This window comes from Microbacterium sp. oral taxon 186 str. F0373 (assembly GCF_000411455.1).
Classification (GTDB): Bacteria; Actinomycetota; Actinomycetes; order Actinomycetales; family Microbacteriaceae; genus Microbacterium.
On record NZ_KE150457.1, the window covers coordinates 627,180 to 641,940 of the forward strand.

The window sequence follows — 14,761 nt, forward strand, 5'->3', positions numbered from 1 at the left end:
CTCAGCCCGCGAGCCAGGTCGAGTAGAAGGTCGGGCGTCCGACCGACTCGGTCTCGAAGCCCTGGACCTTGGCCGTCAGGCCGAAGACCTGCGGTTCCTCGAAGATCGGCAGGATGTACGCGTTCTCGGCGAGGTAGGTCTGCGCCGCCTCGGATGCCGCCTGACGCTCGGCCGTCGTGGGCTCGGAGGCGATGGCCTGCAGGAGCGTGTCGAGCTGCGGGTCGCCGATGCTGCCGTCAGCCGGGTTCAGGTTGAGCAGCGTGTTGCGGTTCTTCGAGAAGTACTGCGACTTCAGCACATCGAAGTCCGCGCGGCCGACCATGGAGTGGTACACCTGGATGACGCTCTGGTCGGTCGACGCCTTGGTCTGCGCGGCCATGTCGCCGGCGAACAGGTTCACCTGGATGCCGAGCTTGCCCAGCTGCTCCTGGATGAGGGTCACGACCTCCTTCGAGCGCGGCTGCGGCAGCGCCTCGTTGAAGCTCAGCGTCAGCTTCTGGTCGTCCTTGGCACGGATGCCGTCGGATCCGAGGGTCCAGCCCGCGGCATCCAGCAGCGACGCGGCCTTGGCGGGATCGTAGGTGTAGGAGGAGGAGGTGTCGACGTAGCCGAGCGCCGTTTTAGCGAGCGCCCCGGCGGCCAGCGGATAGTTCTTCGTGAACAGGGTGTCGACGATCTTCTGACGATCGATGCCGGCGATGATCGCCTGACGCACGCGCACGTCCGCCAGACGCGGCTCGCGGAAGCGGAAGCTCAGGCCGTTGTTCACGCCGTTGGTCGCGGCGGCGTGCAGCGAGAGGCCTCCAGCGGCGAACTGCGCCTCGTCGGGGGCGGGGATGTTGCGGGCGATGTCGGCTTGGCCTGCGACGACGGTGCCGACGCGCACGCTGTTCTCGGCCGCGACGACGTAGTTGACGCCCGCGAGGTAGGCGGCGCCCTGGTGCTTCAGCGACGGCGGCGCCCAGTTGTAGTCCTTGCGCGCGGTGACGCTGGTCTGCGTGCCGATCTGCTCGTCGGAGATGACGAACGGACCGCTGCCGATGATCTTGGTGGCGTTGCCCGGGCCGAACTGCTCGCTGGTGCGATCGAGCGTCGCATCCGACAGCAGGCCCGAGTTGATGGTCGAGACGGCCTGCGCGAAGCCGGGCGACGGCGCGGTGAAGTGGAACACCACCGTGTGGTCGCCGGTCACCTCGCCGTGGTCGTAGTTGTTGATCGCCTCCGACACCGGAAGCGCCCGAGCCTTGTCACCCTTGCCGTAGAGGTCGATGTTCTTCACGACGTTGGCGGCGGTCAGCGGGGTGCCGTCGGAGTAGGTGACATCGGTGCGCAGGTCGAACGTGTACTCGGTGGCGTCGTCGTTGACCTTGTAGTCGGTGGCGATCCACGGCTCGAGCTCGAGCGTCTCGGGGTTCTGGTAGAGCAGCCGGTCGGTCACGTTGTTGACGATGCCGCCGTTGGGGTAGAAGCCCGCGGACGGCGGGTACAGGGTCGTCCAGGTCTGCGGCTCGAGGTAGGTGAGGGTGCCGCCCGTCTTCGGCTCGCCTCCGGCGGAGGCGGCGGGGGCGGCACTGCCGGAGGCGCAACCGGCGAGGAGGGCGACCGCGGCGAGGGTGGATGCCACGACGAGGGTCGTGCGGGTGAGTCGGGACATGGTGGTCTCCTGGTGTGCGCCGGGCGGCGCTGCGGTGAGCGGGATGATCCACCCCACCACGGCTGCACCCGGCGGGACCAGCCGTCGGTCACGTGACGTAAGCGATCGTCACGAAACGTCATACGCACCCCTTTTCGACTCGCTGCGCTCGCTCAACGACCGGGGGTGGAGCGGCGCGTTTCGACTCGCTGCGCTCGCTCAACGACCGGGGGGGGAGCACCGCGTTTCGACTCGCTGCGCTCGCTCAACGACCGGGGGGGGTGCCCCTATGTCGTTTGTCAAGCGGCAAGGGCGGATTCGGTGACGTGCGGCTGGTAGAGGGTGCCGTCGCGGAGCATGGCGTAGAGGACGTCGCAGCGGCGCCTTGCGAGGGCGATGAGCGCTTGGTTGTGTCGTTTGCCCTGTGCGATCTTGCGGTCGTAGTAGGCGCGGGATTCGGGGTCGCGGAGCGCGGCGAATGCGGAGAGGAACATCGTTCGTTTCAGGATCTTGTTTCCGCGCCGGGAGGGGTGCTCGCCGCGGATCGAGGATCCGGATCGGCGGGTGACGGGGGCGAGGCCGGCGTAGGCGGCTAGGTGCCCGGCGGTTGGGAAGCTCTTCGTGGTGACCTCGGTGAGGAGTCGGGCTGCGGTCCTGACGCCGACTCCGGGCATGCTCGTCAGGACCGGCTGAAGAGGGTGCTGATCGACGAGCTTCTCAACCTCGATGGCGATCTCGTCACGCTGCCGACGCAGCGCCGCGAGCTGCTCTGCCAGGCGGGGGAGCACGAGCGCGGCAGCACCGGTGCCCGTGACCACGACCGTCTGCTCGCCGAGAGCCGTGAGGATCTCAGCCGCCCAGACGCGGCCTTTGCGGGGCGCGTTCTTGAGCAGCCGGTTCCCGAGTCGCTTCTCGCCAGCGGTGCGCATCGCGGCCGGAGACGGGTAGTGCGCCAGCAAGTCGAGGATCGCGGGGTGGTCCAGTCGCGGGCCGAGCACGCGTTCCAGAGCGGGGTGGATCTGCGTCAGCAGGCCTCTGATCCGGTTCGAGACTTGAGTGATCTGACTTGCGAGGTCGTCATCGAACCCGCAGAGCATGGAGAGCTCGGCGACCTGCTCGTCGGTCACTTGGATCGACCGCAGCGTGTGCGGCATCGTCCGCGCGGTCTCCGCGATGATGAACGCGTCACGGGCGTCGGTTTTCGCCTCGCCCGGATGCAGGTCAGCGATGCGTCGCATCGCCAGACCGGGCAGGTAGCCCACGAGTACGCCGTTGGCCTGCGCGAGCGCGACGGGAAGCGCGCCGACCGTCGCGGGCTGGTCGACGACCAGCAGCACGGTGCCGTGCGCGGCGAGCTGGTCGAGCACCGCCTTGAGCCTGCGCTCGTCATTCGGGAGCGGCCGGTCGTAGAGCCGCTGGCCCGCCCGATCCAGAGCGACCGCGTGATGTTCGCCTTTGCCGACGTCGAGCCCGACGAACACGTCGACCTCGTCGTACCTGTCGATGCTTGTGACCACCTCGTCCTCCATCCGGTTTCGCAAACGACGGCAACCGCAGGCGGCGCGTCTCGGCATCCACGTTACGAACGGCCTCGAGCAGCAGCTCGGGTCCAGCCCCTATCAGCGATCACACACCGCCAACCAGGCCCGGTGACAACACCCCCCAGATCATGACTTCGACAGGGGGCAGCAATCATGCCGAGCCCGGCAGGCCGTCAACCCTCAGGATCCCTCCATCCGGGCCACAAAGAAAGTAACGAGGGCGGCGCCTCCCGGTCGTTGAGCGAGCGGCGCAGCCGCGAGTCGAAACGCCCCGCCCCCGTCCGCGCCGAGCGGTCAGTCGGCCGCGACCAGCAGCGCGACCGGCAGGTCGGCGAGCACGACGGTCAGGGGCGCTGCCCCGCCGGCGAGCTCGCGTCCGGTGAAAGCGTCGCGCCACCGACCCACGGGGAGCATCACGGCCGTCTCGCCCCAGCCGCCGCGCGCGGCGAGCCCGACGGGCAGACGCGTCGCGACGGCGATCGCACCGCCCCGGTCGAACGCGACGGCGTGCGCGGATGCCGCGCCGACGACGGGCAGCGGCGTGTACCGCGTGAACAGGTCGGGCCGGGCACGGCGCAGCCGCAGGGTCCGCGACACGACGAGGAGCTTGGCGGCGCCGGTGTCGTCGACCGACGGCATCCATCCGTCGTCGAGCCGTGCGAGCAGCGCGCGGCGCCCGGCGACATCGACGGGGCGCCGGTTGTCGGGGTCGACGAGCGAGAGGTCCCACAGCTCCGTGCCCTGGTAGACGTCCGGCACGCCGGGTCCGGCCAACTGCAGCAGCTTCGCCGACAGGGAGTTCGAGCGGCCGGCATCCACGACGTCGGCGACGAGCGCCTCGACCGTCGGCCGCGCGGCATCGAACGCGGCGTCGACGAGTCCGTGGACGCGCGCTTCGAACGCCTCATCGGGATCGGTCCAGCTCGTGCCGACGTCGCCCTCACGCGCGGCCTTCTCGGCGTACGCGTGCAGCCGCTCGGGGAGGGCCGGATCGTCCGACCATGCACCGATCACCGCCTGCCACAGGAGCGCATCGAGGGGGCCGTCCCCGGTGGATGCCGTCGCACGCAGCGCGTCCAGCGCCGCCGCCCAGCGGTCGGGGATCTCCGCGAGCACCGACAGGCGCGCCCGCACGTCCTCGGAGCGCTTGGTGTCGTGCGTCGTCAGCGCCGTGAGGGCGTGCGGCCACGACCCCTGGCGACGCGTGAACGCCGCGTGGAACCCGGGGACGTCGAGCGCGAACCACGACGGGTCGCCGCCCACCTCGGTGAGCGAGCTCAGCCGCGTGTACCGGTAGAACGCACGATCCTCGACGCCCTTGGCGGTCACCGGGCCGGTGGTCTGCATGAAGCGCCGCGACAGCTCGGCATCCGCATCGGCGACGAGCTCCGCCAGCACGACGAGGGCGTCGGCGAGGTCGGGCCGGCGCGCGGATGCCGTGGCCACGGCATCCGCCAGCAGCTCGCGGCCGGCCGGAAGGTACGCGCGGTAGACGGGGAAGGCGGCGAGCAGCTCGGCGAACGCGTCACGGGCACGGTCGTCGCCGAGGTGGGCGCGCACGGCGTCGGGCAGGCAGCGGATGAGACGACCGACCTCGGCGGCCTGCGACGTGTCGGCGATCTCGCGCTTGGTGCCGGCGATCATGTCGTGCCAGTCCACGGGCCCGCCGCGCAGGCGCTCGTCGAGCGCGGTCAGCGCCGGCGCGCCGGCCGGGTCGACGAGCACCCGGTCGATCTCGCCGAGGGCGTCGTAGCCCGTGGTGCCGTCGGTGGCCCACCAGCCGGGCAGCTGTTCGCCCGGCTCGAGGATCTTCTCGACGTAGACGGGAAAGGCGGGGGTCGACGCGGCGCCGCGGGCCTCCGCGACCGCCGCAGCGAGCGCGTCGAGGTAGCCGCCCGGGTCGGCGAGGCCGTCGGGATGGTCGATGCGCAGACCGTCGACGAACCCCTCGCGCACCCAGCGGAGGATCTCCCCGTGCGAGGCCGCGAACACGTCGGGCAGCTCGACCCGCACCCCCGCGAGCGAGGTCACCGTGAAGAAGCGACGGTAGTTCAGCTCCTCGGCATCCCGCCGCCACGACGTCACCCGCCAGTGCTGGCGCTCCAGCACGTCGCGCACCGCGAGGCGGTCGGTCGTCGCGCGCAGCGGCGCGGTGCCCGGCGCCAGCGGCAGCACGAGGTCGTAGTAGCGCACCGTGCCGAAACCGTCGTCGTCGCCCTCCGGGGGTGCGACCTCGATCTCGCCGCGACCGAGCACCTCGTCGAGGGTGCCACCCAGCACGGGCAGCACGACGCGCTCGGCGCCGTGCTCCCAATCGATATCGAACGCGTGCGCGTGTCGTGACGCCCGTCCGTGGGTCAGGACGTCCCACCACCACGGGTTCTCGGTCGGATCGGCGACGCCCTGATGGTTCGGCACGATGTCCACGAGGATGCCGAGACCCGCGTCCCGTGCCGCGGCGACGAACCGCGACAGCCCGCCCGGGCCGCCCCGGTCGGCGTCCACCCGCGTGGGGTCCACCACGTCGTAGCCGTGGTCGGAGCCGGAGGCCGCCTGCAGGATCGGCGACAGGTAGGCCCAATCGACGCCGAGATCGTGCAGGTAGCCGGTGACGGCGGCGGCGGCATCCAGGTCGAACGACGCGCGCACCTGCAGGCGGTAGGTCGAGGCGGGCGCGCTGCGCGGGTCGTCGGCCACGGTCAGTGCGGCAGCTCGGGCTGCGGGGCCGGCGAGCGCACGATGTCGATCGGCACCGTCAGCGCCGCCAGCGACGCGGCGACGGAGTGGTCGACGTCGGGCTTCTGCTCCTGATAGTCGCGCAGGACGATGAGCGAGCGACCCGCCAGCTCGACGGCTTCGCCTCCGCGGCGCGGCTCGGTGTTGGTGAGCTGGCCCGTGGTGTCGACGACGATCTCCCACTGCGGGCTGAACTCCGCGCGGGGGATCGTGAACGAGAGCCCTTCATCACCCGCGTTGAACAGGATGAAGAAGTGGCGATCGACGATCTGCTCGCCGCGGCGGTCGCGCTCCCGGATGCCGTCGCCGTTGAGGAACACCCCGACGGCGCGGCCGAAGCCGGACTCCCAGTCCTCGGGCTGCATCTCGGTGCCGTCGGGGCGCAGCCACGCGATGTCGGGCAGCGGCGCACCCTCCTCGCGGCGGACGGGCCGGCCGTCGAAGAAGCGGCTGCGCCGGAACGTCGGATGCTCGCGGCGCAACCGGGCGAGGGCGGCCGTGAACTCGACGAGCGGCTGGTCGACGTGGTTCCAGTCGATCCAGGTGATGTCGTTGTCCTGCGCGTACCCGTTGTTGTTGCCGCGCTGCGTGCGGCCCAGCTCATCGCCGTGCGAGATCATCGGCACGCCCTGGCTGAGCAGCAGCGTGGCAAGGAAGTTGCGCTGCTGGCGCGCGCGCAGCATCAGGACGCCCTGGTCGTCGGTGGGGCCTTCCACACCGCAGTTCCACGAGCGGTTGTGCGATTCGCCGTCGTTGTTGTCCTCACCGTTGGCCTCGTTGTGCTTCTCGTTGTACGAGACGAGGTCGCGGAGCGTGAAGCCGTCGTGCGCGGTGACGAAGTTGATGGAGGCGACCGGTCGACGCCCCGAGTTCTCGTACAGGTCTGCCGAGCCCGTCAGCCGCGACGCGAACTCGCCCAGCGTCGCCGGCTCGCCGCGCCACAGGTCGCGGACGGTGTCGCGGTACTTGCCGTTCCACTCCGTCCACTGCGGCGGGAAGTTGCCCACTTGGTAGCCACCGGGGCCGATGTCCCAGGGTTCGGCGATGAGCTTGACCTGCGAGATCACCGGATCCTGCTGCACGATCTCGAAGAAGGCCGCGAGTCGATCGACCTCGTAGAACTCGCGGGCGAGGGTCGCCGCCAGATCGAACCGGAAGCCGTCGACGTGCATCTCCAGCACCCAGTAGCGCAGGGAGTCCATGATCAGCTGGAGGGTGTGCGGGTTGCCGACGTTCATGCTGTTGCCGGTGCCGGTGTAGTCGGTGTAGTACCGCTTGTCGTCGGCTTCGAGCCGGTAGTAGGCCTCGTTGTCGATGCCGCGCATCGACAACGTCGGTCCCATGTGGTTGCCCTCCGCGGTGTGGTTGTAGACCACGTCGAGGATGACCTCGATGCCCGCGGCGTGCAGGGCTTTCACCATGCTCTTGAACTCCTGCACCTGCTGACCGCGCTGACCGCTCGAGGAGTAGGTGTTCTGCGGCGCGAGGAAGGCGATCGTGTTGTAGCCCCAGTAGTTGCTGAGACCCTTCTCCTGCAGGGTGGAGTCGTTGACGAACTGGTGCACCGGCATGAGCTCGATCGCGGTCACGCCGATGTGCTTGAGGTGCTCGATGACGGCGGGATGCGCGATCGCGCTGTAGGTGCCGCGGATCTCCTCGGGGATCTCGGGATGCAGCTGCGTCAGCCCCTTGACGTGGGCCTCGTAGATGACGGTCTCGGCATACGGGGTCTTCGGCAGCCGGTCGCCCGCCCAGTCGAAGAAGGGGTTGACGACGACGCCCTTCATCATGGCCGCGGCCGAGTCCTCGTCGTTGCGGGAGTCGGGGTCGCCGAAGTCGTAGCCGAACACCGACTGCCCCCAGTGGACCTGCCCTTCGACCGCCTTCGCGTAGGGGTCGAGCAGCAGCTTGTTGGGGTTGAACCGATGCCCGTTGGCGGGATCATTCGGCCCGTGCACGCGATAGCCGTATCGCTGGCCCGGCTGCACCGTGGGCAGATACACGTGCCACACGAACGCATCGACGTCGCGCATCTCGATGCGCGTCTCCTTGCCGCGGTCGCCGAACAGACACAGCTCGACGCGCTCGGCACCCTCGCTGAACAGCGCGAAGTTCGTTCCACTGCCGTCGAACGTCGCCCCGAGCGGGTACGCGGATCCTGGCCATGCCTGCATGTGCGACTCCCTGTGCGATGACATCGTTCGGTGACACCGTTGCCACACGCTCGAACCGTGACGAGACCATCCCGTGACGAGTTCAGCCTAGGCCTCGGACCCACTCGTCGGGGTGTGGGACGGTGGGTCTGGACGCGGGCGCGCTGAGTTGCTATACGCCGCGGCACCCCGCGAGAAACCAGCTTCGGAGCGAGAAACACGTGCAGACGTGATGTCTCGCGGCCGGGATGGTTTCTCGCTGGCTGCAGGACGCCGGCGGTGCGGGATGCCGTCAGGCGGCGAGGATGCGGGCCGCCTGGCGAGCGGCCCCGAGCGCGACGTACTCGCCCGCCGCGGGCACGTCCACCGGCACGCCGAGGACGTCGGGGGCGATGCGCCGCACCGCCTCGGACTGCGCGCCGCCGCCGACCAGCAGCGCCCGTTCGATCGGCACACCGAGCCCGCGGATGGCATCCAGGCCGGCCGCGAGTCCTCGCAGCATGCCCTCCACCGCCGCGCGGGCGAGGTTCTCGCGGGTGGTGGCGGCGAGCGTCATCCCCGTCAGCTCCGCGGTCGCATCGGGCAGGTTGGGCGTGCGCTCCCCCTCGAAGTAGGGCAGCAACCGCAGACCGGCGGCTCCGGCGGGAGCGGCGAGAGCGAGCGCGCTCAGCTCATCGTGATCGACAGCGAGGAGCCGTGTCGTCACATCGAGCACCCGCGCCGCGTTGAGCGTCGCCACCAGCGGGAGGAAGTGGCCGTCGGCATCCGCGAAGCCCGCGACGGTGCCGGTGGGGTCGATCGTGCGCTCCGCACTGACCGCGAACACGGTGCCGCTGGTCCCGATCGAGACGACGACGTCGCCGACCGTCGCGCCCACCCCGAACGCCGCCGCCGCGTTGTCGCCCGCGCCCGCGCCGACGCGGCGGCCGTCGGCATCCGTGACCGACTCGAGAGGTCCGAGCACCCGCGGCAGCGCGGCGTCGTGGCCGAGCGCGGCGACGAGCAGATCGCGATCGTAGGCGCCTGTCGCGGGGTTCCAGTAGCCCGTGCCGGAGGCGTCGGAACGGTCGGTGATCAGCTCGTCGAACGCCGCGGTGCCCTCAGCCACGGGCCCGAACCCGCGCAGGCGCCAGGTCAGCCAGTCGTGCGGCAAGGCGACGGCGGCCACGGCCGCGGCGTGGTCGGGTTCGGCGTCGCGCAGCCACCGGAGCTTGGTGATCGTGAAAGACGCCACGGGCACAAGGCCGGTACGTCGGGCCAGCTCGTCGGCGCCGAACTCGGCGATGAGATCGGCGGCGGCGCCGGCCGAGCGCGTGTCGTTCCACAACAGGGCGTCGCGGACGACGAGGCCGCGCGCATCGAGCGCGACCATGCCGTGCTGCTGCCCGCCGATCGCCCACGCCTCCACGTCGTCGATGCCCCCGGCATCCGCGATCGCCGTCTGCAGCGCGCTCCACCACGCCTCGGGGTCGACGCTCGTGCCGTCAGGGTGCGTCGCGCGCCCCGACCGCACGATCCGGCCGGTCGCCGCGTCGACGATCACGACCTTGCAGGACTGCGTCGACGAGTCGACGCCCATCACGAGTGCCATATCGGCATCCTCTCCTCGGTGGACCGTCACCACCCAGCGAGACACCGTATCCGCGCCGAGACACCGACGTGCGGCGGGTGTCTCCGCGCGGACGTGGTGTCTCGCGGGTGGACGGTCGAACGGATGCCGGGCTCAGCGCGCGCCGAGCAGGTGCTCGGTGGCCAGCTGCTGCAGGCGGACGAAGCCGAAGCCCTTGCCCCCGAGGTACGCGTCGGTGTCGAAGTCCTCGTAGGCGGAGCGGTCGGCCACGAAGTCGTCGTAGCTCTCACCCTCGGCGAATGTCGGCTGTGTCAGCTCGGCGACGCGCGCGGCGGCGAGTGCCTCCTGCACCTCCGGATCGGCGCGGAAGGCGGCCGCGCGCTCCTTCAGCAGCAGGTAGGTGCGCATGTTGGCGGCTGCCGAGTCCCAGACGCCCGTCTCGTCCTCGGTGCGCGAGGGCTTGTAGTCGAAGTGGCGCGGGCCCTCGTAGGACTGCCCACCGCCGGGGCCGCCGTTCTCGAGCAGGTCGACGAGCGCGAACGCGTTGTGAAGGTCGCCGTGACCGAAGACGAGGTCCTGGTCGTACTTGATGCCGCGCTGACCGTTGAGGTCGATGTGGAAGAGCTTGCCGTGGTAGAGCGCCTGCGCGATGCCCGCGGCGAAGTTGAGCCCGGCCATCTGCTCGTGGCCCACCTCGGGGTTCAAGCCGACGAGCTCAGGACGCTCGAGCGAGTCGATGAACGCGAGGGCGTGCCCGACGGTCGGCAACAGGATGTCGCCGCGCGGCTCGTTGGGCTTGGGCTCGATCGCGAAGCGGATGTCGTAGCCCTTGCTCACGACGTAGTCGCCGAGGAAGTTCACGGCCTCGCGGTAGCGCTCCAGTGCCTGGCGGATGTCCTTCGCCGCGTCGTACTCGGCGCCCTCACGCCCGCCCCACATGACGAAGGTCTGGGCGCCCAGCTCGGCGCCCAGGTCGATCTGACGCAGCACCTTGCGGATGGCGAAGCGGCGCACGTCACGGTCGTTCGAGGTGAAGCCGCCGTCCTTGAAGACGGGCGCGCTGAAGAGGTTGGTCGTGACCATCGGAACCTTCAGACCCGTGGCCTCCAGCGCACCCTTGAGACGGTCGATCTGGTGCTGGCGATCGGTGTCGCTGGAGCCGAAGGGGAAGAGGTCGTCGTCGTGGAAGGTGAGGCCGTACGCCCCCAGCTCGGCGAGCTTCTCGACCGCGTGCACGACGTCGAGCGGCGGACGGGTCGGGCCGCCGAACGGGTCGGTGCCGTTGTAGCCGATGGTCCAGAGACCGAAGGTGAACTTGTCGGCGGGGGTCGGGGTGGTCATGACGCTCCTTCGCGGGCTCCCGGGCGGGAGGTTTGTTGTTGACAGCAACCTATACCACGACGCACCCGTCGTCCACCGCGTCGCCCGGCATCCGCGCCTCTAGGGTGGACGCGTGGCACGCGCAGAGGGAACCGTCGAGGGCGTTCGGCGCGCCAACCTGTCCCGCGTCCTGCGACTCGTACACGAAGACGGCCCCCTGTCCCGCGCCGCCCTCACCGAGATGACCGGGCTGAATCGCTCGACGGTCGGCGCGCTCGTCGCCGACCTGGTGACGGCGGGACTCGCCAACGAGGGCGCCCCCGAGATGCACCGGCGGGTGGGGCGCCCCTCGCCGTCGGTCGCGGCCGCCGCGGACGTCGTCGCCATCGCGGTCAACCCCGAGGTCGACGCCCTCACCGTTGCCGCCATCGGACTCGACCGCGCAATCGTCTGCCGCGAGCGCATCGAGCTGACGGGACTGCTCACCCCCGACGAAGCCGCCGCCCTCACCGTGGAGGTCGTCGAACGCTGGCGTGCGGACGCGCTCGCATCGCATCGCATCGTCGGCACCGGCATCGCGGTGCCCGGGCTGGTGCGCGCCGCCGACGGACTCGTGCGCCGCGCCCCGCACCTCGACTGGACCGACGCGCCCCTGCGCGACGAGCTCGCGCGCGCCACGGGCCTGCCGACGGCGATCGACAACGACGCGACTCTCGGCGCCCTCGCCGAGAGCCGCTACGGCGCCGGTCGCGGCGTCGCCGATCTGATCTACGTCAACGGCGGCGCGAGCGGCATCGGCGGTGGACTCGTGATCGGCGGCCACCTCGTGCGCGGTGCGGGCGGCTACGCCGGCGAGCTCGGTCAGAACCGCCCGGGCATCGCCCAGCCGGCCGATCGACGCTCGGGCGCGCAGGGCACTCTGGAAGACGAGGTGAGCCGCTCGCGGCTGCTCGCCGTCGTGGGGCTGCACAGCGCCGACGAACCCACACTCGAAGAGGCGATCCGCACCTCCGGGAGCGTCGAGGTGGCGGCCGAGGTCGAACGCCAGCGCCGCATCCTCGCGACGGCGCTGGCGAACGCGGTGAACGTGCTCAACCCGTCGATCGTCATCCTCGGCGGCTTCCTCGCAACGATCCTGGATCAGGATGCCGAGGCCCTCCAGAGCGCCGTGCGCGCGCAGGCCATGGCTATGAACGTCGAAGACCTGCAGCTGCGCGCGGCCGGCCTCGGACCCGACCGGCTGCTCGTCGGCGCCGCCGAGATCGCCTTCGACGCGCTGCTCACCGACCCGCTCGACGCACTGCCTGGCGCACTGCCCGACGCGGGCTGACCTCCGGCATCCGCGCGCTCAGCGCAGCGGCGCGGTGGTGGCGCGCGGGATGAGCCTCGTGGGAAGAACGAGGTGCGTGGCCTCGGGCGTGCCCCCGCCGAGCATCGTGACCAGCATCCGCGCGGCTTCGGCGCCGAGGCGCTGGATGGGCTGGCGCACCGTGCTGAGCGGACGCGCCGTGAGGAAAGCCTCGGGGATGTCGTCGAAGCCGATGACCGACAGATCGCCCGGCACGTCCAGTCCCAGCTCCCCCGCCACTTCGATCAGCCCGAGCGCCGTGCGGTCGTTCGCGGCGAAGACGGCGGTGGGCCGGTCCGACTGCTGCAACAGCGCACGCCCGACGACCCGGACCGTGTCGGGGTCGTACATCCCCACGGCCACGAGGGCGGGGTCGAAGCGGATGCCGGCATGGCGCAGCGCGCGGCGGTAGCCCGCCTCGCGCATCTCCGACGAGCGCAGCTCGGGACGCCCCGCGAGGAACCCGATGCGCCGGTGCCCGAGTTCGAGGAGGTGCGTCGTCGCCTCGAAGCCTCCGGCGAGGCTGTCGGATTCGACCGAGGGAATGTCGACGCGACCGGCGTGCGGGTCGACCGCGACGATCGGCACGTCGGCGTTGACGCCGACGACCGTGGGGGTGACCATGATGGCGGCATCGATGAGTGTGCCGCTGAGCCGACTGAGCGAGCGACGTTCCCACCCCTGCGGATCGCTGTCGCGCGCACCCGCGTACGCGAGCAGATCGTAGCGGTGGCTGCTGAGGGCCGCACCGACGCCCTTCAGCACCTCCGCGCTGAACGGCTCGAAGTCCGAGACGAGCACGCCGACGACCCCCGTTCGGCGGGAGCGCATGCTGCTCGCGACGAGGCTCGACTCGTAGCCGAGCTCGGCCACGGCATCCAGCACGCGCGACACCGTCGCGCTGGCGACGCCGTAGCGCCCGTTGACCGCTTTGGACACCGTGGCGACCGACACTCCGGCAGCGGCGGCGACGTCATGGATGGTGGCTCGGCGATTCACGGGGCGATCCTACGGGGACGGAAACGTTATTGAAAAGGTTTTTGAAAACGTTTGACGTTGTTGACAACAAATGGACACACTGGTGCACATTCCGGCCCGAACCCGTTCACCGGAATGCTCCGTGCCCCGAACGACCGGGGTGAGGCTCAATGAGGAGGACAGGAATCACATGAAGGCGAACAAGATCCTGACCGGAGCGGTGCTCCTGGTCGCGGGCACGCTCGGTCTGAGCGCCTGCAGCGGCGGATCCGGCGGGACCAACGCCGACGGCAAGGTCGAGATGACGCTCTGGCAGAACTCGACCACCGGTCCCGGACAGCAGTTCTGGAAGGACGCGATCGCGGCCTTCGAGAAGGAGAACCCGAACGTCACCATCACGATGCAGTCCGTGCAGAACGAAGACATGGACGGCAAGCTGCAGACCGCCCTGAACGCGGGCGACGCCCCCGACATCTTCCTGCAGCGCGGCGGCGGCAAGCTCGCCGCCATGGTGCAGGCGGGCCAGCTGATGGACCTCACCGACAAGATCGGCGACACCGCCAAGTCGGAGATCTCCGAAGGCTCCTTCAAGGCCGAGACCTACCAGGACAAGGTGTGGGCCATGCCGCTGGCGGTGCTGCCGAGCGGCTTCTGGTACAGCTCCGACCTGTTCACGAAGGCGGGCATCACCACGCCGCCGACCACGATCAGCGACCTGGAGTCGGTCGTCGGCAAGCTGAAGTCCGCCGGCGTTGCGCCCATCGCGCTCGGCGCGAAGGACGCGTGGCCCGCGGCGCACTGGTACTACAACTTCGCACTGCGCGAGTGCAGCCCGCAGACCATCGAGAAGACCGGGGACTCGAAGGACTTCAGCGACGGCTGCTGGCTGAAGGCCGCGGAGGACCTCAACGACTTCGCTGCGACGAAGCCGTTCAACGAGGGCTTCCTCACGACCTCCGCCCAGCAGGGCGCCGGCAGCTCCGCCGGCCTCGTCGCCAACCACCAGGCCGCGATGGAGCTCATGGGTGCATGGGACCCGGGTGTGATCGCCTCGCTCACCCCCGACGAGAAGCCCCTCCCCGACCTCGCATGGTTCCCCTTCCCCGAGGTCTCCGGCGGTCAGGGCGAGCCCGGATCGATGATGGGAGGCGTCGACGGCTACTCCTGCTCGGTGAAGGCACCGAAGGAGTGCGCCGACTTCCTCAACTTCATCGCCTCGGCCGACCAGCAGAAGGCGTACTACGCAGCCTTCAGCGCCCCGCCCGTCAACAAGACCGCGCAGGAGGCGGTGAAGGAGACGTACCTGAAGGACGTGCTCGCCGCCTACAACAAGGCGCCGTTCGTCTCGCAGTGGCTCGACACCGTCCTCGGCCAGAACGTCGGCAACGCGCTGAACGTCGCCGTCGTGGATCTGCTGGCCGGCAAGAGCAACCCGCAGCAGATGATCCAGTCGGTCACCGACGCGGCCAAGAAGGGCTGATC

Annotated in this window: 9 protein-coding genes; 2 read left to right on the top strand and 7 right to left on the bottom strand. The window is 70.2% G+C overall.

What is annotated here, in order from left to right; translation table 11 throughout:
• Nucleotide 1: 1 nt before the first annotated feature.
• The 6 genes from HMPREF1529_RS02895 to xylA form a co-directional block, all read right to left on the bottom strand.
• A complete protein-coding gene (locus HMPREF1529_RS02895; protein ID WP_016463615.1) occupies nucleotides 2-1,654 on the bottom strand; it encodes a TIGR04028 family ABC transporter substrate-binding protein in 1,653 nt (550 codons plus the stop codon).
• Between the two features lie 278 nt (nucleotides 1,655-1,932).
• A complete protein-coding gene (locus HMPREF1529_RS02900; RefSeq protein ID WP_036282655.1) occupies nucleotides 1,933-3,162 on the bottom strand; it encodes an IS110 family transposase in 1,230 nt (409 codons plus the stop codon).
• 306 nt (nucleotides 3,163-3,468) lie between these two features.
• On the bottom strand, nucleotides 3,469-5,871 hold the full coding sequence (treY, locus tag HMPREF1529_RS02905; protein WP_016463617.1) for a malto-oligosyltrehalose synthase: 2,403 nt from the start codon (nucleotides 5,869-5,871) through the stop codon (nucleotides 3,469-3,471).
• A 2-nt stretch (nucleotides 5,872-5,873) separates the two neighbouring features.
• The gene (gene glgX / locus HMPREF1529_RS02910) at nucleotides 5,874-8,084 is read right to left on the bottom strand and encodes a glycogen debranching protein GlgX (RefSeq protein ID WP_016463618.1); all 2,211 of its coding nucleotides are present in this window, start codon (nucleotides 8,082-8,084) and stop codon (nucleotides 5,874-5,876) included.
• A gap of 271 nt (nucleotides 8,085-8,355) precedes the next feature.
• Nucleotides 8,356-9,654: a xylulokinase gene (xylB, locus tag HMPREF1529_RS02915; protein ID WP_016463619.1), complete on the bottom strand. Its 1,299-nt coding sequence runs from the start codon at nucleotides 9,652-9,654 to the stop codon at nucleotides 8,356-8,358.
• 132 nt (nucleotides 9,655-9,786) lie between these two features.
• Entirely contained in the window at nucleotides 9,787-10,974 is a 1,188-nt protein-coding gene (gene xylA, locus HMPREF1529_RS02920; protein ID WP_005050611.1) for a xylose isomerase, read from the bottom strand.
• A gap of 112 nt (nucleotides 10,975-11,086) precedes the next feature.
• On the opposite strand from xylA, the gene HMPREF1529_RS02925 reads away from it, so the two are divergent.
• The gene (locus tag HMPREF1529_RS02925; protein ID WP_016463620.1) at nucleotides 11,087-12,283 is read left to right on the top strand and encodes an ROK family transcriptional regulator; all 1,197 of its coding nucleotides are present in this window, start codon (nucleotides 11,087-11,089) and stop codon (nucleotides 12,281-12,283) included.
• Nucleotides 12,284-12,301: 18 nt separating this feature from the next.
• Here HMPREF1529_RS02925 and HMPREF1529_RS02930 read toward each other — a convergent pair whose 3' ends face one another.
• Nucleotides 12,302-13,300 (bottom strand): LacI family DNA-binding transcriptional regulator, encoded by a 999-nt coding sequence (locus HMPREF1529_RS02930; protein WP_016463621.1) that lies wholly within the window; start codon nucleotides 13,298-13,300, stop codon nucleotides 12,302-12,304.
• A 169-nt stretch (nucleotides 13,301-13,469) separates the two neighbouring features.
• On the opposite strand from HMPREF1529_RS02930, the gene HMPREF1529_RS02935 reads away from it, so the two are divergent.
• On the top strand, nucleotides 13,470-14,759 hold the full coding sequence (locus tag HMPREF1529_RS02935) for an ABC transporter substrate-binding protein (RefSeq protein ID WP_005050614.1): 1,290 nt from the start codon (nucleotides 13,470-13,472) through the stop codon (nucleotides 14,757-14,759).
• The last annotated feature ends 2 nt before the right edge of the window (nucleotides 14,760-14,761 follow it).